We start from the raw sequence: 19558 nt of genomic DNA on the forward strand, positions 1-19558 counted from the left end.
GCCCGCGGACCGCCGGATCAGAAGCCGGCGGCGGCGCCATCGCGCCTCGGCTCGGACGCCCCCACGTAGCCCTCGCCGCTGCGCACGATCAGTTGCGCTCCGCCGAAATCCAGGTCGTCCAGCGCACTCGCGCTCTTGACCGGATGGCCGCGCGCGGCCAGGGCCTGGGCCACGCCGGCGTCGAAATGCGCTTCCAGCCGCAGCATGCCGGCGTCGTCGATGCGCCAGCGCGGCATGTCCAGCGCCGCCTGGGGATTCAGGCCCAGATCGGCCAGCGCGCAAATCACCTGCACCTGGCCCTGCGGCTGCATATCGGCCCCGACCACGCCCAGGGCGGCCAGCGGCCGGCCGCCGCGGGTCAGCATGGCAGGAATGATGGTGTGGAACGGCAGCTTCCCGCCCGCCACCCGGTTCGGATGCCCCAGCTGCAGCACGAAGCCCGACCCCCGGTTGTTGAGGCTGATGCCCGACTCCGGCACGACCACGCCCGACCCGAAGCCGTGGTAGTTGGATTGGATCAGCGAGACCATCAGGCCGCCGCCGTCCGCCGCAGCCAGATAGACGGTGCCGCCCCCCGGCAGCGGACGCGCGCCGTAATTGCCCGCCCTGTGCAGCGATACCTCGCGGGCGCGCTGGGCCAGGTACGCGGGCTCGAGCAGCCAGTCCGGCGGGACGGCCATCGCGTCAGGATCGGCCAGATGCGCGTAGACGTCGGCGAACGCCATTTTCATGGCCTCGATCTGGAGGTGGGCGCGCTGATCGGGCGCCACGTCCGGCCCCAGCTCGAAATGGGCGAGGATTCCCAGCGCGATCAACACGGCAAGGCCTTGCGAATTGGGCGGCAGTTCATGGACACGCAGCCCGCGATAGTCGCCATGCATGGGCACGACCCACTCGGCGCGCTGGGCCGCCAGATCGTCCATGCTCAACGCGCCGCCGTGCTCCCGCGCGTGCGCGGCGAGCAACCGCGCCGACCTGCCTTCGTAGAAATCGCGCCCCTGCGTATCGGCGATACGGCCGAGCGTGTCGCCCAGCACGGGCAAGCGGAACCGCTCGCCGGGCAGCGGCGCCCGGCCTTGCGGCAGGAATGCCGCGGCGAACCCGGGCTGCCCGCGCAGCCGGGGAACCTGCCGGGCCCACAGCCGCGCGATCTGCGGGGAAACCAGGAATCCCTCGCGCGCATAGCGGATGGCCGGCTCCATCAGCACGGGCCACGGCAGCCTCGCCCCCATCTCGGCAAGCGCCATCCAGGCCGACACCCCGCCCGGCACCGTTACGCTGTCCCATCCTTCCGCCGGCATGCGGGAGCGTCCGGCAAAGCGCTCGGGCGTCCAGGCGCGCGGCGACCGGCCGCAGCCCGTCAGGCCGCGCACCGCCGATCCGTCCCAGACGATGGCCAGCGTGTCCGAGCCCAGGCCGTTCATGACCGGCTCGACCACCGTCAGCACGGCCGCAGCGGCGATCGCCGCATCGACGGCGCTGCCCCCGCGCGCCATCATCGACAGCCCGGCCTGTACCGCCAGCGGCTGCGAGCTGGCGACCACGTGCTCGGCCAGCACCGGCATGCGCCGGGACGCATAAGGAAAATCCCAATTCATTGCCCTTCCTCCGGCGCGCCGTTGCTGCGCGCTACCCTTCCGCGTACACCCATCGGCCGCCCACCATCGTGGCCAGACACCTCAGATCGCGAAGCGCCTCGGCCGGCGTCGCCAGCGGGTCGCCGGACAATACGGCGAGATCGGCATGATGGCCGGCAACGAGCTGCCCTTTTTCGCCTTCTTCGAACGTGAGCCAGGCACCGCCCCGGGTCACCAGGCGCAACGCCACCTCGTTCGACGCAATGCCGCCCGGCCCCATGACCCGCCCCGTGGTCCGCTCGCGGCGGGTAGCCATGGCCCACATGCAGAACAGGGGATCGTAGGGCACGGAATCCGTCCCGGCAGCCACCGGCACGCCCAGCTCGAACAACTGGCGGGCCGGCGAAACGTAGTCCATGGCCTGCGGATCGATGGAGAGAAACGGCCTGCCATGCTTCCACAGGTACTGGCCGGGAATCAGCGTCGTGCCGACCCCGAGGCGTCGCAGCGCAGCCAGTTCGTCCGGCGTGGACCGGCTGATGTGCTCCAGCACCCAGCGCCGCTCGCCGATGGGGAAACGCCCGGCGAGCCGCTCCATGACCGGGACGATTTGCGACAGCTTGTCGGACACCACCGTATGCACGCGCAGGTCGTACTGCCCGGCGAGCATGCACAAGGTCTCGAACTCTTCGGTCGAATTGGCCTGCTGCACGTAGCCCGACCATCCCATGTAGTCGAGTTCGCGGCGCTGGATGGCCTGGACGCAGGGGTCCCCGCCATGCGCGAGGAACACGCCGGACACCCGGAACACGGCATCGCCTACGCCCCGCCCCCTGAGCAGCGGCGCCCAGTCGCGCATCGCGGCGGCCGCCTCCTCCAGGCTGCGCCAGCGTGGGCTGACGGTCATCGCGGTGCGCATCGTCAGCTCGCCGCGCTCCCACATGTCCCGGTAGGCGGCGATCACCTCGGGAGCGCTGCCGTGGCCCTCGTAGATGCTGGTGATGCCGGCGCGATGATAGAGATCCATCGCCCGGACGATGCCCTCTCGCCGCTGTTCGTAGCTGAAGCGGGGCACCGCCGGCAGCAGGTCCGGCTCCAGGGTGTTGACGAAGCCCAGCTCCGTGAACAGGCCCAGCGGCTCGCCATCGGCGTCTTTCTCGATGATGGTCGCGGGTGTCGCCGGCACCGTGCCGCGTCCGACGCCATTGAGCGCCAGGCCCAGCGAGTTCATCGCGGCATGGCAGGGCGGCTGGCCCCAATACCCGCTGGGAGACGGGATGTAGACGGGATGGTCGGGCGCCACGCTGTCCAGTTCGTAGCGATTGGGCAGCCGGCCTTCGCGCAGCGTCGATGGCGCGTCGAAATAATAGGGAGGCTGCCCCGCCGGCATCGTGACGATCCACTGCCCGGGCGGCGTGCGCTGCGCCAGGCTGCGGATGCGCGCGAGTATCTCGGGGATGCCGTGCGCCCCCTCCAGGGTCGGCCGTATGAGCCGCGTGCCGATGGAGTCCATGTGGGCATGGGCATCGTTGAAACCGGGGATGATCGCGCAACCGGGAAAATCCCTGACTTCGGTTCCCGGTCCGCGCAGCGCCAGCATCGCCTCGCGGCTGCCGGTGGCCAGCACCCTGCCGTTCCCGATCGCGAGCGCCTGCGCGCGCGTGCCGGCATCGTCCAGCGTCAAGACCTGCCCCAGCAGAATCGTATCGGCCCGCCTCATTACCCTTCCATTTGCTTGATGGCGGCGTCCGGTCCATCGGGTCGCCGATCCGGCCGCCGGCCGCAGCGCCCTCCTCCGGCATCGGGCCATTATGGCGCCGCCACCACGTGGGCAGCGCAGCAAAAGGCTGACGCCATGGACGAATCTGCTTATGGCGACGGCGGCGGGTCCGCCCCTTTCCCGCCAGGCGCAACAAAATGCTTCTACCGCTGCCGAAAGCGCTTATGCCCCGACACGGCTGCCGCAACCGGTGGCACAGTTGGCGCTAGAAGCTGCTCGCGCAGCATCGCCTCGTGACGTTTTTCTCCGGACAGATAACCATGAAAACACCGCTGCTCCCCACCGTGCTCGCCGCGACGCTCCTGACCCTGGCCGCGCCGCTGGCCGCCCAGGCCCAGGCCTATCCGAACAAGCCGGTCAAGATCGTCTCGACCTTTCCCGTCGGCGCCGGACCCGACGTGGCGCTGCGGCTCGTGGCCGACAAGCTGTCGCAGAAATGGGGCCAGCCCGTCGTGGTGGAAAACAAGCCGGGCGGCAACGGCTTCATCGCGGTGGACGCGGTCAAGCGCAGCGCGGCCGACGGCTATACGCTGGTCCAGATGGACAACGCGCAGACCAGCGCCCAGCCCTATCTGTTCAAGAAGCTGCCCTACGACCTGATGCGCGATTTCGAGCCCATCACGCCGATGCTGCGCAACTACTTCTTCCTGGTCGTGCCGGTCGACAGCCCCTACAAATCGACCGGCGACCTGCTCAAGGCCGCGCGCGCGCAGCCGGGCAAGATCACCTACGGCTCCTGGTTCATCGGCAGCCCCGGCCACATCGGCGGCGCGATGCTGGAACAGGAGGCCGGCGTGGAGATGATGCACGTCCCCTACAAGGAGATGGGGCAGCTGTACACCGCCGTAGCCAACAAGGAACTGGCCTGGGCCTTCGGCAGCGGCGGCAGCGCCGGTCCGCTGCAGCGCGCCGGCAAGGTGCGCTACCTCGCCGTGTCGTCGCCCAAGCGGCTGGAAGGTTTTCCGGAAGTGCCCACCATCAGCGAATCGGGCGGACCGGCGGGCTACGACCTGATGGGTTCGGTGGCGCTGCTGGCGCCCAAGGGCACGCCCGCCGAAATCGCCGACAAGATCCAGGCGGACGTCGCCGCGGTGGTGCGCGACCCCGAGATCGCCAAGCGCTATGACGGCATGTTCTACGAACCCTATACGATGACCCGCCCCGAGTTCGTCAAGACGCTGGCCGACGAGAACCGCAAGTTCGGCCAGGTGCTGCAGAAGCTGAACATCGCGCTGGATTGAGCTCCTGCGCGCTTCCGCGCGCCCTACACGCGGAAGCGCGCCACCGCCTGGGCGATGGCCGCCAGTTTTTCCTGCGCGTGTCCGGCCGAGCAGATGGCGTTGTCGGCGAAGGTGGCGAAGCCGCAGTCCGGGTGCAGCAGCAGGCGCTCGCGCCCGAACAGGTCGATGCCGCGCTGGATGCGCGCCGCCACCCCGTCCACGGACTCCACGCTGCAGTCTTTCTGGTTGACCACGCCTATGCCTATGCGCGCATCGTCGGGCAACTGCTTCAGGATCTCGACGTCGCCGGCGCGCGGCGTGCACATTTCCAGCAGATAGGCGCCCACCCGCACCTGCGCCAGCGTACCGACCAGGGGCGCGTAGCTGCCCGCGAGGGCGACGCTTTCGTCGGGAGTCCAGTTGCCGCGGCACACGTGCAGCGCGGTGCGCTCGCGCGGCATGCCGTCGAACACGGCATTGAGCAGATCGCGCGCGAAGCCCAGTTCCTGTTCCGGAGGCAGGGACTCGGATAGCGCTCCGCACATGAAGCTGCGCTTGTTCTTGGCGCCGGCGAACACCACCTCGGAAAGCACGGGCTCGTCGAACTGGATGATGGAGGCGCCCGCATCGAGCAGTTCCTGCAGCTCCTCGCGCAGCACCCGGACGATGTCCGCGGCCAGTTGCTCGCGGCTGTCGTAGGCGCGGTCGGAAATGCATTCCATCCACATCGTGCGGGTGAGCAGGTAGGGGCCGGGCAACGCGACCTTGACCGGCTTGTCGCTTGCCGCGCGCAGGAAATCGACCTCGTGCGCCACCAGCGGGCGCGAACGCGACAGCGCGCCGAACACCGCCGGATGGCGGACGTCGCCGGCGGGAATGTCGAGCGCGCGCAGTTCGGCGGCGAATTCCTCCGGGTCGTCCACCAGCGGCAGCAGGTCGGCCAGCGGGATCAGCTGGCAGTTGTCCAGGCGCGAAGCGACGAAACTCGCGTAGCTGTCGCGCCGCTGCTCGCCGTCGGTCATGACGTCGACGCCCGCCTTCTCCTGGGCCGCCACGACCAGGCGCACGGCATCGTCCGCCGTCTCGTGGAAGGCCGCCTCGGAAAGCCGCCCTTCCACATAGGCGTGCATGGCCTCGATCATCCAGCGCGGCCGGGGCCAGCTGCCTATGCCCATGACCGCCAGCTCCGGCACCGGCGGCGCGGCGACGGGCTCGCGGCGGCGCATGGGCGCCGCAACCGGCGCGGCCGGTTCGACCGCCGCGACAGCCACAGCCGCATCGCGCTCGGCCAGCCGGCCCTTGCAGACCAGGAAGCTGCGCTGCTTGCCGGTCTTGGTCCACGAGACCAGTTCGTTGCCGGTCAGGCGGCACCAGGCCGGCAAGTCCTCGTCCACGGAGATCTCGCGCGACAGGATCTCCAGCAGGCCGCCGCGCGGCAGCGGATCGATATGTTTGCGGATCAGCAGCAGCAAGCCGTTGCCGCAATCGAGATCGCCGCCGTCGAAGCCGACGTCCGGCGCATGCGCGTGTTGGGCCGAAAGTTCCATGACCGTTTCCAATAATGCAGTGGCAATCAGGCGCGCCGGCGGCGCCCCAGTTCGAAGCCGACGACCAGGCAGCCGAGCGCGAGCAGCGCCAGCGCGATGATCAGCGACGGCGACATCCCCGCGCTCGCGGCCGGTTCCTGCGGCTGCGCGGGCGCTTGCGCGCCCGCAGGCGCGGCGTTGCCATCGGCGCGCGCCGCGGCATCGTACATGCGTGCCAGCATGGTGCGCCCGACGTCTTTCAGGATGGCCTGGCCCGCCACGCGCCCCTGGCCCAGCACCAGGTCGACGCTGGCCACCTCGGGGCCGCCCAGGTTGATCGAGCGCGCGCCGTCCTTGTCCTCCACGTGCCAGGCGGTGACCTTGTCGCCGTCGATGGCGTCCACCACGATCTTGAAGTAGCCCTCCGGGCCGGTTGCCGAAGCGCCGGGCTTGAGCCGGATCTCTTCCTTGTTGACCAGCATGAAGCCGAAGTTGTGCCCGGTCGGGCAGCCGACGGGATAGGAGGCGTAGCGCGGATCCGGCGCGTAGTCCTCGCCGTAGCGCAGGCTGAACGCCTTGCCGTAGACCTTGAGGTTGGCCTTGCCGCCCTCGAAGGCGTTGGGCCAGGGCGACAGGAACGCCACCATGTCGCCGTCCTCGAACACCAGCGCCTTGCGCGCGGCGGTATCCTCGATCAGCAGCTCTTTCTTGACCGGACCCACGGTGCGGGTATTCTTCACTTCGCCGTTCTCGAGCAGTTCCAGCGTCGCCGTGCCGGCCTGCTCGTCGACCTGGGCGACGCGCAGCGTGCGCGCGCCGACCTGCCAGGAATCGCCCTGCGCGGCCAGGCCGGCGAAGACTTTCTGCTCGGCCAGCAGCAGCCGGTCCATGCGTATGCCGCTGAGCCAGTCGAACTCCAGCTTCTGCGGCGAGACCTCGCGCGCCTGCCCCTGGTTGTAGAGCTGCGTGAAGCGGTTGCCCCACCAATTGGTTTCGTTGGCCGACAGCACGGGCGCGCCGAAGGCCCATTCCCAATCGGTGCCGGCGATGGTCTTGACGTGCAGCGCATGGTTGGCCATGGTCTCGTGGCCGACCGTCGCGTAATAGTGGTAGACCGTGCCGCCCACGACCGCGCTGCCGCCGGCCGGAATGGTCACGTTCTCCTGCACCTCGATGGACATGTCGTAGTCGACGTAGGTCGCCATGCGGCCCAGCACGGGCACGATCTCGCCGCGCAGCGCGACCTCGCCGCCCCAGGTGTCCTCGTGGTAATACAGGCCGCCCGGCGGAATGACCACCTCGCCGTTCTCGACCCGGCTCTTGCGGATGAACACGCCGTCGAACTTGGGAATCTTGCGGCCGAAATCGTCGCTGACCATGCGGTATTGCGGCAAGCCCGGCAAGCCGGCCACGTATGCCGGCTTGACCGGGCGGTCGGCCATGGAAGAGAGCGGCGGCGGCGCGAGAGGCTTGTCGGCCAGCGGGTGCGCCAGCGGCAGGCCCGGACGCGCCGGGGTCAATATCGCGGCATAGTCGGCGGCCGCTGCGGGCGCGACTTGGACAAGCACCAGCATCGCCGCGGTGGCGGCGGCAAGGCGTCGTTTCATGAGGAGACCCCCGGTTGTCTATCGTTATCGGTTATTGACGTCGTTCAATGCTGCGCCTGCGGCGCGCATGCCGTTCCCCCCGCCTGGGCGGGCGGCAATGCGCAGGTCGCCAGACGACGCGACAGGAACAGCGTTCCCCAGGCGGTGAACAGCAGGGTATTGAGCGCGATCAGCCATTTCGGCACCCCCGCGAGGAAGCTGCCCGCCACGCCCAGCCCCACCACCGAAAGCGCCGGCGCGATGCAGCTGATGCACAGCGCGGACACCGCCAGCACGCCGCTGCCGGCGGCCACACCTGCCGACGCCGCACCGCCCCGGCGGCCCGCCACCAGCGCGAAGGCCATGAAGGCGAAGGCCAGCCCCACCGTCAGCGCGGTGAAGTACTCCTGCTTGCGCACGAAGCTCACTTTCCATGCCTCTGTCCGCGCATAGGCCAGGCCTTCCGCGGCGGAGAACTCGCCCGGCAGGAAGCCGCACTCCTCGGCGGCGGACTCGGTGGCCGGCATTTCGAACACGGCAAAGCTCACGGCCACGTAGCCGAGCGCCGCCAACAGGAACACGATGGCCATCAGGCGTTTCGGAATCATGCTTGTATCCGGATCAAAGATGGGATTGGATGCGGCCCGGCGATCAATAGCAAATGCTCGGCGCGCCTTCGCTCATGAATTCGACCAGCTTGGCGCCGCCGACGATCTTGGCGCCGGCCACCAGGTTCTCTTCGTCCAGCCCGCGTTTCTTGAAACACGGCGAGCACACGTAGATCTGGCCGCCCGCCTCGGCAAAACTGGCCATCAAGTCCTTGAGCGGCGCGAAGCCTTCTTCATGGATGTCGTCGGCATATCCCTTCTGCGACAGGCGCGTGCCTTCGACCGACAGGAACACCACGGTCTCTTTGTCGGACGCCACGGCGGCATTGGCGATGACGAAGCCCACGGTGGCCTTGTCGGTATCGTTCTTGGCGCAGCTGATGGAAACCACGAATTTGCTCATGTCGGACTCCTGAAGAAAAAAGGGGACTGCGGGGAAAGCGGACTACCAATCCAGGCGCGATCGTATCCAGAACCCATGGGCCTGGGCGTCGTAGCGCAGAAGCTCGTTGCGGGTCATGCGGCACCACGCGGGAATGTCCTCGGGCGCGCCGGCGTCGCGGGTGACCATGTACAGCACCTGGCCGGGCATGGCGCGCAGGCGGCGGCGCAGGCGCGACACCAATGCGCCGCAGCCCATGTCGCCGGCGTCCCAGGTGTCGGCCACGGCGATGTCGCCCGCCGGGACGGGAAGAGGCGTATCAGTCATGGCGTATCCGGCGCGCCGCCAATGGGCGAGGCGCGATGGCGATGAATCGCATCGTTCAGGTATTCAATGGGGCGTGGACGAAGGCGCGCAGCGCCGCGGGCCGGCCCGCGCGCAAGAACGCCGCACGGGCACTGGCTGAAGGCGACCATGCGGCACGCGCATGGCGGGGTATCAGGAAGAAGGCGGATGCAGGCGGATGTCGAAACCGGGGGCGGGCATGGCGATCTCCGGGGACGCGCCTGCTTGCGAACCGCGCGCGGTGCGCTCCCCTGGCGTGACTATACTATCTCCCGGGGTCGGCCGCTAACTGCCGGAACCGGCCGGCACGGGCTGCCTCAGCTCGGCCGCGCGGCGCGCAAACTCCCTGCTCTTGTCAGGCTGGCCCCGGCTGGCGTAGTAGGTATCCAGGTTGTCCAGCACGGGCAGCAGGCGCGGATCAGCCGGCCCGGCCGCCTGTTCCAGCAAACGCAGCGCCTCCAGAAAACGCCGCTCGGCATCGGCCCAGCGCTGTTGCCGATAGTCCAGGCCGGCCAACTGGTTGAGGATCTGCGACCTGCCGGCCAAGGCTTCATCGGCATCGCCGAGCCCTGTGTAGATGTCCAAGGCCGCGCCATAGGCCTGGCGGGCCTGCGCGGTCCCGCCCTGCTGCTCGGCCAGTTTCGCCATGCTGGCCAGGATCGCGGCCTCGGGAAGGGCGCGCGCGGCGCCTTCGCGCTTCCTCGCCTGTGCCAGCGCCTGCTCGAAGCGCTGCCGGGCCTCCCCGTATTCCTTCCGCTGCATGTGCCAGAGCGCGAGTTCGTTGTAGTGGCCCGCCAGGGCGGGGTCGTCCGGATCGGCGGCCTCGCGCAGCGCCGCGGCTTCACGGTGCAGGCCGGCAGCCTCGTCCGCCCCGCCCTGCTCCTGCAGGGCCTGCGCCTGGCGCGCCAGGGCATCTGCCCGCTCGCGCCCGGACAGGGTGGAGTCCTCCTCGGCCAGCAAGCGCCGGTCGTAAGCCCGCGCCTGCTCGGGCCGGCCCAGCCCGGCCGCGAGCGCGCTCAATGCGGACAAGGCATTCTTGCGCAAACGGGCTGCCTGCCCGTCCGCGCCGCCGGGCAGCGCCTCGCCGATCGCCAGGCAGCGCTCGTAGGCAGCGATCGCCTCCTCGCCCCGGCCCGCAGCTTCCAGCGCGCCGCCCAGGTTCAGCGCCAGCGCCGCGGTATTGGCATGGGCGCCGAGCGCGCGTTCGCTCAGCGCGAGCGCCTCGCGCAGCAGTTCGGCCGCCTGCGCGGCATCGCCCTGGGCCTGCCTCGCGAGGGCGAGCAGATTCAGGCTGCTGGCCACGTGCGGGTCGCTGCGGCGCTGGGCCGTGCGCGCCATCCGCAAGGCCTGGCGAGCCGCCGCTTCGGCAGCCGCGGCATCGCCGCCGGCGTAATGGCGCCCGGCCCGCTCGTACAGGGATTGCCATTCGCCGCTGGCAGCTGCGGCGCACGGCGCCGCGGCTGCCAGCATGCCGGCGGCCGCCAGCACCGCGGCCGCGATGCCGCGAAACCCCGGGCGCGTCATGCCGGCGTGGAGGCGGCGGCCCGGCGCCGCAGGACGGCGCCCAGCACAGCCAAGGGCAGCAGCAGCCAGCCGAGCGCGCCGCCGTTGCCGCCCGACACCGGCTCGGCCTCGACGGGAACGACATCGATCGCATAGGTGGACGACACCTGGCCGGGAAAGTCGGCGCTGGTGCTGTCGCAGGTCAGGGTATAGGTCCAGGCGCCCAGCCTTCCCGGCGTATAGCTCTCGCCGCTGGACGACGCGTCGCGGCTGCCGGCCCAGGCGCTGCCCGGCTCGGTGCTGCTGGCCACGCAATTGGCCGCGAGCTGGCTGCTCCAGGCGAACTTGACGGTCTGGCCCAGCGCGACGGACCGCGCGTCCACCGCTCCACCTCCCACATTGTGGGGCGCCGTCGCGGAAAGCTTGACGACCGGTTCGAACTTGAACACCGGCACTTCGTCGCCGGGGTTGAACTTGAACACGGTGCCCCAGCCGTATGAACCGCCCAGTTGCGCCATGCCGTAGAGCGTGCCGTCGCCGGCGCGCATCAGGCCCAGCGGATTCTTGCCATCGGGGTTGTAGCCGCTGTTGTTGCCGACCGTCTCGTGCGCGCTCAGCGCATTGAAAGCGTACAAGGCATCGTATGCGCCGCTTGCCGGATTCAACCGGAAGATCAGCCCATTGCCACTCACCCCGCCGAGCATGGCCGTTCCGTACAGATTGCCGTCGGCCCCCTTGACCAGCGACGAGGGGCGCATGCCGTCGATATTGGCCGTCTCGGCGCCGAACTCGTACAGGACCCGGTAATCGCTGCCGTCCGGCATGATGCGGAAGAGCGTGCCGTTGCCGTTCGCCCCGCCCATCGAGGTGGCGCCGTACAGAATGCCGTCGGCTGCCTCGACCAGCGCGGTGACCTCCAGGCCCGCATAGCTGCCGGCATCGCCGATGTTCTCCGCCAGAACGCGAAAATCCGTACCGTCGGGCAGAATGCTGAAAACCATGGGCCGCCATGCGTTGCCGCTGCCCGTATCCTTCAGGATGCGCGCCACTCCATACAGCCTGCCGTTGCTGTGGGACAGCACCAGGCCCGCCTGCGAACCCACGGTGGTGGCGATGGTGTACAGGGTCTCCATGCCGCCGGAACCATCCTTGTTCACCACGTAGAGAATGCGCGCCCGGTTGGAGTTGTACAACCGGCCGTCGGCGCCCTCGATCCAGGCATTTCTCAGCGTGCCGCTGGGGGTGGGTGCAAGCAGCTCCCAGCCGCTTCCGGTCCAGCGCCGCAGGCCGCCCTCGATGCTGTAGAGCCTGCCATTGCTGGCATAGGTCAGCTGGCCGGGGCGCGCATTGCCCGTGTCGGCCTCGCGCTCCAGGATCGTCTGGCCTGCATCGGGCGCATAGCGGTAGAACAGCCCGCCGATGCCGCCGGAATCCATGTACGCCGCGTCATAGCCGCCGCCATTGGCGGTCGAACCGTACAGGCTGCCGCCCTCTCCCTCGACCAGGGCCGCTACCGGATAGTAGATGGTGGCATTGCCGGTGGGCGGATAGGCGCCGTTGCCGCCGGCGGCAACGTTGCCGGTGTAATGGATGACGGCCTCGACGGAAGGCAGCTCGGCGTGGGCGGACGGCGCGGCGACGAGCGCGCCCGAGGCCAGCGCCAGCAGCGCGGCGGTAACAGTGGAAACGCGTAGGGTCATGATGCGGAATCCGGGATCAGAATTGATAGGTGACCGTGACTTTGGCCGTGCGTCCGGGAGCGGGAATCGCCAGCGCGGGCGTGCTCAGGGCCTCGATGTAGTAGCGGTCGCGCAGGTTCTCGATGCTGAAGTTCACGTCGAGGTACCGGTTGACCCGGTAGCTGCCGAACAGGTCGAAGACTTCATAAGGCTGCCAGCCCAGGTTCATGGTGTTGCCCTGGCTGTCCTGCAGGCGGCCGGCCGCGCCGCTGACGAAATGGGCCCGCACGCCGAGCGTCAGGCGCCGCTCGAAGAAGCGGCCGCCCAGGACCAGCGTCTGCGTGCGCTTGGGCGGCAGGACCACGCCGAACATGGCGATGCCGAAATCGCTGGTGAAAGAATCGGTGCACTGCGGCTCCATGAAGCCGCAGAACTGCGCCTTGCTGTATTGGGTGAGCGCGTAGCTGGCGAAGAAACGGCCGTTGTCGTAGCGGGCGGAAAGCTCCGCGCCGCGAAAACGCGCGCCGTCGATGTTGAAGTAGTAGTACGGCGTGTTGCTGTTCGTGCTGAGCATCCGCGCCATATAGTTCTTGTGCCGGTTGTTGAACCAGGCCAGGTTCACGGTCAGGCTGTCGTCCGTGGTCCACAGCGCGCGCTGGGTGGAGCGCACGCCCAGTTCGATACTGCGCGTCACCTCGGGCTGGAGCACGCTGCCCGCGTTCCCGTAGGTCAGGCCGACCTCCTTGGCCGTGGGCGGGCGCCAGCCCTCGCTGTAGCGGGCATAGAGATCGGTCGAGCGCCACGGCGTGAAGGTCACGCCCACGGTGGGATTGAGGCGGCTATGCCCGTCCTCCACGCTGAAGGGAATGCGGTTCTGCCCGGGCACGGACGAGACGAAGCTGCCCGTGCCATCGGTGGTATAGGTCTCGCGGCGCAACCCGCCCTCCAGCGACAGCCGCTCGGTCAGCTTCGCATCGGCCCGCGCGAACAGGCTGTAGAGCTTGCGCTCGCCGCGCGGTTCGGTAATGCCCAGGCCGGTGGTCTTGTCGGTCTGCACCGAGCCGCCATAGGCCAAGGTCAACTCCCTGCCCGCCACGCTCAGTTCCGACGTGTTCCAGGCCTCCAGGCCGCGCGTGGTCGTGCTGCCCGAGACCCCGTAGGTCACTTCGGGATGCAGCTCGTCCAGGTCGACGCTCCAGACGTTCGCGCGCAGATTCCAGAATGGGTTGGACGCCGGCCGCCAGCCATAGCGCGCCAGCCAGGTGCTCTTGCGCACTTCGGCCGGCTGCTTCTGCTCGATGTTGTAGTCGTAGGCCGTCAGCCGCGACTCGCCGAAGCGGCTGTTCAAATGGTTGTAGCTCAGTTCGGCCCACTGGTCGCCGGGCAGTTCCAGGCGCGCCTTGAACAAGGTGGAATGCGTTTCTTGCGAGGTATTGAAAACCTGCTGGCCGGGCCCGTAGAGCGACAGCGGATAGCGGGTCTCGCCGGTCGCGCCGGTGACGGCATAGGTGGACGATCCGCGCTCGCCGGCGTAGTAATTGCTGGTGCGCCGCTGGCTGTGCGCGAACACCAGGTCGAGCTTGTCGTCGAGCCCGCGCCATGCGGCGGCCACGCTGCCGGAGAGGTTCTTGTCCGGCGTCTTGACGTCGAGCGGCGCGGTGCCCTGGTAGTTCATGTAGCCGTCGCCGGGACTGTTGTGGTTGGCCCAGCCGCCGCGCAGGCGCAGGCCCCACTTTTTGCCGTCGCGGATCAGGTCGTCCGAGGTCAGCGTGCTCACGTTGACCACGGCGCCGCCGGTGCCCGCGCCGTTCGGGCCGATGTTGGGCCCCTTCTCGACCACGATGCTGCTGATCAGATCGGCATCGACATAGTTGTGGTTGTTTTCGCCGCCATAGCTCTTGGAGGTGTTGCTGGTGGCCTGGGTGCCGTCGACCAGCACCTTGATGCGGTCGCTCTGCATGCCGCGGATGTTGAGGTCGAAGGAGACCCCGTTGCGGGCATTGGCCGCGGTCACGCCGGGTATGCCCTTGAACAGGTCGCTGGTGCTGGTAACGGCGAAGCGATCGAGTTCGGCGCGGGTGACGACGTCGACGGTTCCGGCATCCCGCTGGGCCTCGCGCTCGCCGATCACCGGCACGGACGGCAAGGTCAGGGTGCCCGGCGCGACGCCGCCGGCCTGCTCCCCGGCCAGAACTGCGCCGCCGCGCCGCAGCGCGTAGCCGCCCTGGCCGTCGCGTTCGGCTTGCAGGCCGCTGCCCGCCAGCAGCGCGGCCAGTCCGCCCTCGACGCTGTAGCGCCCACGCAGCGCGGGCGCCTGTTTGCCGTCGGCCAGCAGGCTGTCGATCGACAACAGGATGCCCGTCTCGACGGCAAAACGATTGAGCGCCTCGGCCAGCGGCGCGGCCGGCAGATCGTAGCTGCGCACCGCGTCGGCCGGGGCCGGCCGCTGCTGGCCCGCAGCCTGCTGCGGCCATGCGGCCGGCGCCCAGGCCAGCAGCGTGGACAGGACCAGCACGCTCAAGTGGAAGGGTTCGGGGGTGCGGCGTCCCGTTGACGCAATGTGGCGTGGCATCCGGCGGATCCTCATGGGGAAACAGGGCAACAAGCGCCGTCGCGGTACCGCCGCGCGGCTTTCATCCTGTTGGCCGGACCAGTCCGTCAAACCGGAACCGCCCCGCGAAAAAATTTTTGCCGTACCGCCTTGCATTCGACCCGGGTCATAGCGGATCCGGCTTGCCGGTCGGCAAGCGTCCCCCCGGTCCATACACGCGTCAGCGCGTAGGCGTGGACCCTACCATTACCCACCAGGGCGCGTAACGCCGCACCTCGACCGGCAGTGCATGCTCCAGGGCCGCCAGCGCATGGTCGGTGTCCCGCACCGAATAGACCCCGGCCAGCCGCAAGCCCGCCACGTCCGGATCGCAGCCCAGCCTGCCCCGCCGATAACGACCCAGTTCGGCGAGGAAGTCGTCCAGCCGCACGTCCTGGACCACCAGCACGCCACGGGTCCAGCCATGCGCCACGCCGGTCAGCGGCCCGGGCGCGTCCACACCGCTTGCGGAAAACCGCGCGCGCCTGCCCGCTTCGACCACCTTGGCGGCGCCGCCGCCGGCGGGCGCGATCTCGACCGCGCCCGCCTCGACCGACAACAGGCTTGTTTCCCGCCCCTGCCTGACGGTGAAGCGGGTGCCCAACGGGCGCAGCCGCGCATGCGCGGTGTCCAGGTAGAACGGCCGCGGCCCCGCGCGGCCCGGGTCCGGCGCAGTGGCCACGTGGACCTCGCCGTGCAGCAGGCGCACCCGGCGTTCGCGCACCCCGTAGCGCACGTCGATGGCGCTCGCGGTATTGAGCCAGATGCGCGTCCCGTCGGCCAACGTCTGCTCGCGGATCTCGCCGGTAGCGGTGCTCAGGTCCGCCCGCATGCTTTCCCACGCTTGCGTGCGGCTGCCCATCCAGGCCGCGGCGGCGGAACCGCCCAGCGCCGCCAGCGCGCCCAGGGCCTTTCGGCGCGATGCGCCGCCGCGCGCGTGCAATGCGAAGCGGCCGGGCAGCTCGGCCGCCGCGCCGAACCGTCCGCTGATGGCCTCCACGCGCCGCCAGGCCGCGTGCTGGGCGCTGCCCGGCATGCCCAGCCAAGCCCGCCAGCGCGCGCGGTCCTCCTCGCGCGCGTCGCCGAAATGGAGCACGGCGAACCATTGCGCGGCTTCCTGCAGAATGCGCTTGTCGGGGGAACGAGGCGGGGCAGTCACGGACGATCGCCCATTCGGCATGCGCGGTTCACTCTGCGCCCACGTCCAGCAGCAGGCATTGGTACATGGCCTGCGCCAGGTATTTGCGCACCATGCGGTCCGAGACGCCCAGCACGCCGGCGATCTCCCCGCACCCCAGGCCATCGAGCCGGGCCAGCAGGAAGGCGCGCCGCGCCTTGGCCGGCAGGCGATCGAGCATGGCATCCAGTTCGCACAGCGTCTGCACCGCAACGAGCCGCTCTTCCGGCGACGGCGCCAGGGCCTCGGGGCGGCGGGCCAGTTCCTCCAGGTACGCCTGCTCGACGCGCTGCCTGCGCCAATGGTCGGCCACCAGGCCGTTGGCAATGGTGGCGAGGTAGCGGTAGGGCTCGCGCACGATCAATGCCGCAGCGGGCTGCGCGTGCAGACGTCCCAGCACGCGCAGGAAGGTATCCTGCGTCAGGTCGGCCGCGTCCGCGGCGTGCCCGAGCTTGCGGCGCAGCCACCTGTCCAGCCAATCGCCGTACTCGGTGTACAGGGCTTCGACATCGCGGAAGGACGTGAGCTGTTCGCTGGACATGGGGCTCGGGAGCGCGGCATGGCCATGGGCCGGCGCCGGGCCGCTCAATCGGTAATGAGAATTAATCTCATATTAAAAGCGCGTTCGAAAAATTTTGCAAATATTCCGGTGGACTGCCTATGCCGCGCCGCCCGGTCAGGCGGGTCCGCGCGGGCGGTTCGAGGCCGGGGTCAGGCGGACCAGCCGCGCGACCGCATCCAGGCGGCGAGAGACCGCTCGGCGTCGGCGCCCTCGCTCACGAGCCAGTCGCGGAACGCGCGCGCGGCGCGGCGCTCCGCGGGAAGGTTGGGATAACTGACGTAATACGTGCGCCGCTTGACCGGCGGTATGTCCAAAGGCACCACCAGCCTGCCGGCGATGATGTCGTCGAGGACGAGAAAGAGCGGCACCAGCATGACGCCCAGGCCTTCCATGGTCGCCTGCAGCGAGAAATACATCTGTTCGAAGCTCAGTATGTTGACCGGCCGCACATGGCCGCATCCGACGCCATGCAGCCATTCGGACCAGGAATACGATTCCGTGGCATAGCTGAGCAGCGTGTGGCGCGCCAGATCCTCCGGCTGCGCGAGCCCCGGCCACTCCAGCAGGTCGGCGTGGCAGACGGGCACGACCACTTCGCTCATCACGGGGATGGAGCAGCAATGCAGCAGTGGCGCGTAGTCGGTGCGTATCGCCAGATCGTAGCCATGGTCCTGGAAGTTGACCGGCGCGATGGACGTGGTCAGCCGCACATCGATTTCGGGCCGCGCCCGCTGGAAACGCGAAAGCCTGGGGATCAGCCAGCGCATCATGAATGTCGGCGGCGCGTTGACCCGCAGGCCGGCCCCCGCGGATTGCTGCCGGGCCTGCATGGACGCGACCGCGATCAGATCGAGGCCCATCGTTATCTGCTCGAGATAATCGCGGCCGGCGTCGGTGAGCGCCAGCTGCGATGCCGACCGCAAGAACAGCGGGACCCCCAGCCAGGCCTCGAGCAGCGCGACTTGCCGGCTGACGGCGCCATGCGTGACGTGCAGCTCTTCGGCTGCCTTGGTGAAATTGACGTGCCGCGCTGCGACCTCGAACATCCGGACGGCATTCATCGGAGGCAATTTTCTCATGGTCGCCGGATATTGCCATGAGCCGCCGGCGCCGCCAATGGGCGCTGCCTATCCGGCCGGCGCCCCCGCCCTGCCGGATGCCTCAGGGCGCCGCCTGCGCGGGCCCGTGGCGTTCAATTGCCGATCCGCAGGTTCAGATCCTTGATCACCTTCGTCCAGCGCGACAGCTCGTCGCGCTGGAAAGCGGCGAACTCGGCCGGAGGCATGAGCGGGCTCATCTCGTAGCCTACCGCCACACAGCCTTCCTTGAATTTCTCCGAGGCCAGCACCTCGGACAGCGCGCGATACAGTTTGTCCGCGACCGCGGGCGGCGTGCCGGCCGGGGCGTAGAGGCCGATCCACGAGGCGCTCTCGAAGTCCACCCCCTGCTCGATCACCGTGGGGACGTCCTTGACGAAGCCGCTGCGCTCCTTGCCGGTCACTGCCAGGGCGCGCAGCTTGCCGGCCCGGATCTGCGGCAGCGCGTCCGAGACCGACGACACCAGGACCTGGACGTCGCCGGCCGCCGCCGCGAGGATCGCGGGCCCCGACCCCTTGTACGGCACCTGCTGGATATCGATTCCGGTCTTTTGCTTGAACGCTTCGAACGCCACCTGGTGCGGCGACGACGGCGATGCATAGAACAGGCGGCCGGGCTTGGACTTCGCGAGCTGGACCAGATCGGCCAGCGAATGCACGGGCAGGTTCTGGGGCACCGAGAACAGCAGCTGGCTATACCCGATCATCGTGATCGGGACGAAATCCTTCATCGGATCGTAGGCCAATGCCGGATTTAAGCCGGGGTTGTAGGCCATCATCCCGCTCGAGCCGCTCAGCAGGGTATAGCCGTCCGGAGCGGACTTGGCCACATACTGCGCCGCGATCGCCCCGTCGGCGCCCGCCTTGTTCTCCACGACCACCGGTTGCCCGAGCACCTTGCGCAGGTGCTCGGCCACGAGCCTGCCCATGATATCGTTGCCGCCGCCCGGCGCAAAACCTATCACCAGCGTGACGGGCTTGCTCGGGTAGTCCTGCCCGAAGGCCGGAGCCGCCACCACCGCCAGACAGATCGCCAGTGCGCCGCTGGCGCGCTTCCATCGCCGTTTGCCGTTCATGTTTGTCTCCAACGTTATCGTCATGGTCCGGCCGGATGCGGGTTTGCCCGGTCGGAGCCATGCTTTGCATCAACTCATTGCGCCTCCGCCATCGACAGGCAGCGCCACGCCGGTGATGTATGAATTTTCGGGTGCCACGAGAAATAGTGCGGCGCGCGCCATCTCCTCCGGCGTGCCCAGCCGCTTGATGGACCGCACCTGCCGGTTCATTTCGGCGTAGGAATCGGGAACGATGCCGGGATGGCGCGCCAGCACGCCCTGCCACAGCGGCGTAGTGTCGATGGGGCCCGGGCAGATGGCATTGACGCGAATGCCGTCCGGGCCGAGCGCGACCGCCAGCGCTCGCGCCAGCATCAGCAGCCCGGCCTTGGAAGCCGAATACGCCGGCGACTGCCGGGACGGCCTCAGGCCCAGGCCCGACGCGGTGAACAGGATCGAACCGCCGCCCGCGCGCCGCAAATGCGGCACGGCATACTTGGCGCCGAAGAAGCCGGCCTTCAGGTGGATGTCCATCACCTGGTCGTACTGCGCTTCGGTCGTGTCCTCGAGCAGCCCCGGCCCAGCCACGCCGGCGTTGTGGAAGAACACGTCGAGCTGGCCCCAGCGCCGGACGGTCTCGTCCACGGCATAGGCGATCTGCCCGGTCTGGCGCAGGTCGCATTCCACGAAAAAGGCCTCGCCGCCGTCCTCCCCGATGTCGCGCGCGGTTCGTTCGGCGTCGGCGCGATTGATGTCCGCGATGGCGACCCGGGCCCCCTCGCGGGCGAACAGCAATGCGCTGGCACGGCCGATGCCCGTCGCCGCGCCGGTAATCAGGACTGTCTTCGATTGCAGCAGCATCAATGGCTCC

The 19558-nt window shown here is 69.0% G+C and carries 16 protein-coding genes; 1 reads left to right on the forward strand and 15 read right to left on the reverse strand.

Annotated elements, in window-relative coordinates; all coding sequences use genetic code 11:
- Nucleotides 1-17 precede the first annotated feature (17 nt).
- Complete coding sequence (locus tag PIGHUM_RS03530) at nt 18-1598, reverse strand: gamma-glutamyltransferase family protein (protein ID WP_124077878.1); 1581 nt, start codon at nt 1596-1598, stop codon at nt 18-20.
- Between the two features lie 31 nt (nt 1599-1629).
- The gene (locus tag PIGHUM_RS03535) at nt 1630-3297 is read right to left on the reverse strand and encodes an amidohydrolase (RefSeq protein WP_160142135.1); all 1668 of its coding nucleotides are present in this window, start codon (nt 3295-3297) and stop codon (nt 1630-1632) included.
- A gap of 320 nt (nt 3298-3617) precedes the next feature.
- On the opposite strand from PIGHUM_RS03535, the gene PIGHUM_RS03540 reads away from it, so the two are divergent.
- Nucleotides 3618-4598 (forward strand): Bug family tripartite tricarboxylate transporter substrate binding protein, encoded by a 981-nt coding sequence (locus tag PIGHUM_RS03540; RefSeq protein WP_124077880.1) that lies wholly within the window; start codon nt 3618-3620, stop codon nt 4596-4598.
- A 23-nt stretch (nt 4599-4621) separates the two neighbouring features.
- Here PIGHUM_RS03540 and PIGHUM_RS03545 read toward each other — a convergent pair whose 3' ends face one another.
- From PIGHUM_RS03545 to PIGHUM_RS03600, 13 genes are all read right to left on the reverse strand, one after another.
- A complete protein-coding gene (locus tag PIGHUM_RS03545) occupies nt 4622-6124 on the reverse strand; it encodes a 5-methyltetrahydropteroyltriglutamate--homocysteine methyltransferase (protein ID WP_124077881.1) in 1503 nt (500 codons plus the stop codon).
- Nucleotides 6125-6150: 26 nt separating this feature from the next.
- Complete coding sequence (locus PIGHUM_RS03550; protein ID WP_222929208.1) at nt 6151-7710, reverse strand: hypothetical protein; 1560 nt, start codon at nt 7708-7710, stop codon at nt 6151-6153.
- 44 nt (nt 7711-7754) lie between these two features.
- Nucleotides 7755-8297 (reverse strand): hypothetical protein, encoded by a 543-nt coding sequence (locus PIGHUM_RS24070; protein ID WP_222929209.1) that lies wholly within the window; start codon nt 8295-8297, stop codon nt 7755-7757.
- A gap of 43 nt (nt 8298-8340) precedes the next feature.
- Nucleotides 8341-8700 (reverse strand): DsrE family protein, encoded by a 360-nt coding sequence (locus tag PIGHUM_RS03555; protein ID WP_124077882.1) that lies wholly within the window; start codon nt 8698-8700, stop codon nt 8341-8343.
- A 42-nt stretch (nt 8701-8742) separates the two neighbouring features.
- Complete coding sequence (locus tag PIGHUM_RS03560) at nt 8743-9006, reverse strand: sulfurtransferase TusA family protein (RefSeq protein ID WP_124077883.1); 264 nt, start codon at nt 9004-9006, stop codon at nt 8743-8745.
- A 303-nt stretch (nt 9007-9309) separates the two neighbouring features.
- Complete coding sequence (locus PIGHUM_RS03565) at nt 9310-10548, reverse strand: tetratricopeptide repeat protein (protein WP_124077884.1); 1239 nt, start codon at nt 10546-10548, stop codon at nt 9310-9312.
- Nucleotides 10545-12227, reverse strand: coding sequence for a choice-of-anchor tandem repeat GloVer-containing protein (locus tag PIGHUM_RS03570; RefSeq protein ID WP_124077885.1), 1683 nt, complete (start codon nt 12225-12227; stop codon nt 10545-10547). The genes PIGHUM_RS03565 and PIGHUM_RS03570 overlap by 4 nt, the downstream gene beginning before the upstream one ends.
- Nucleotides 12228-12243: 16 nt before the next feature.
- Nucleotides 12244-14778: a TonB-dependent receptor gene (locus tag PIGHUM_RS03575; protein WP_160142136.1), complete on the reverse strand. Its 2535-nt coding sequence runs from the start codon at nt 14776-14778 to the stop codon at nt 12244-12246.
- A gap of 199 nt (nt 14779-14977) precedes the next feature.
- Complete coding sequence (locus PIGHUM_RS03580; RefSeq protein WP_160142137.1) at nt 14978-15955, reverse strand: FecR domain-containing protein; 978 nt, start codon at nt 15953-15955, stop codon at nt 14978-14980.
- Nucleotides 15956-15983: 28 nt separating this feature from the next.
- Complete coding sequence (locus PIGHUM_RS03585) at nt 15984-16514, reverse strand: sigma-70 family RNA polymerase sigma factor (protein WP_124077888.1); 531 nt, start codon at nt 16512-16514, stop codon at nt 15984-15986.
- Nucleotides 16515-16684: 170 nt separating this feature from the next.
- Nucleotides 16685-17614: a transcriptional regulator GcvA gene (gcvA, locus tag PIGHUM_RS03590; RefSeq protein ID WP_124077889.1), complete on the reverse strand. Its 930-nt coding sequence runs from the start codon at nt 17612-17614 to the stop codon at nt 16685-16687.
- A gap of 113 nt (nt 17615-17727) precedes the next feature.
- Nucleotides 17728-18708, reverse strand: a complete 981-nt coding sequence (locus tag PIGHUM_RS03595) for a Bug family tripartite tricarboxylate transporter substrate binding protein (protein ID WP_160142139.1) — start codon at nt 18706-18708, stop codon at nt 17728-17730.
- Between the two features lie 69 nt (nt 18709-18777).
- A complete protein-coding gene (locus PIGHUM_RS03600) occupies nt 18778-19548 on the reverse strand; it encodes an SDR family NAD(P)-dependent oxidoreductase (protein ID WP_160142140.1) in 771 nt (256 codons plus the stop codon).
- Nucleotides 19549-19558 lie beyond the last annotated feature (10 nt).

The sequence above is a fragment of the Pigmentiphaga humi genome, from assembly GCF_900606115.1.
GTDB lineage: Bacteria > Pseudomonadota > Gammaproteobacteria > Burkholderiales > Burkholderiaceae_B > Pigmentiphaga > Pigmentiphaga humi.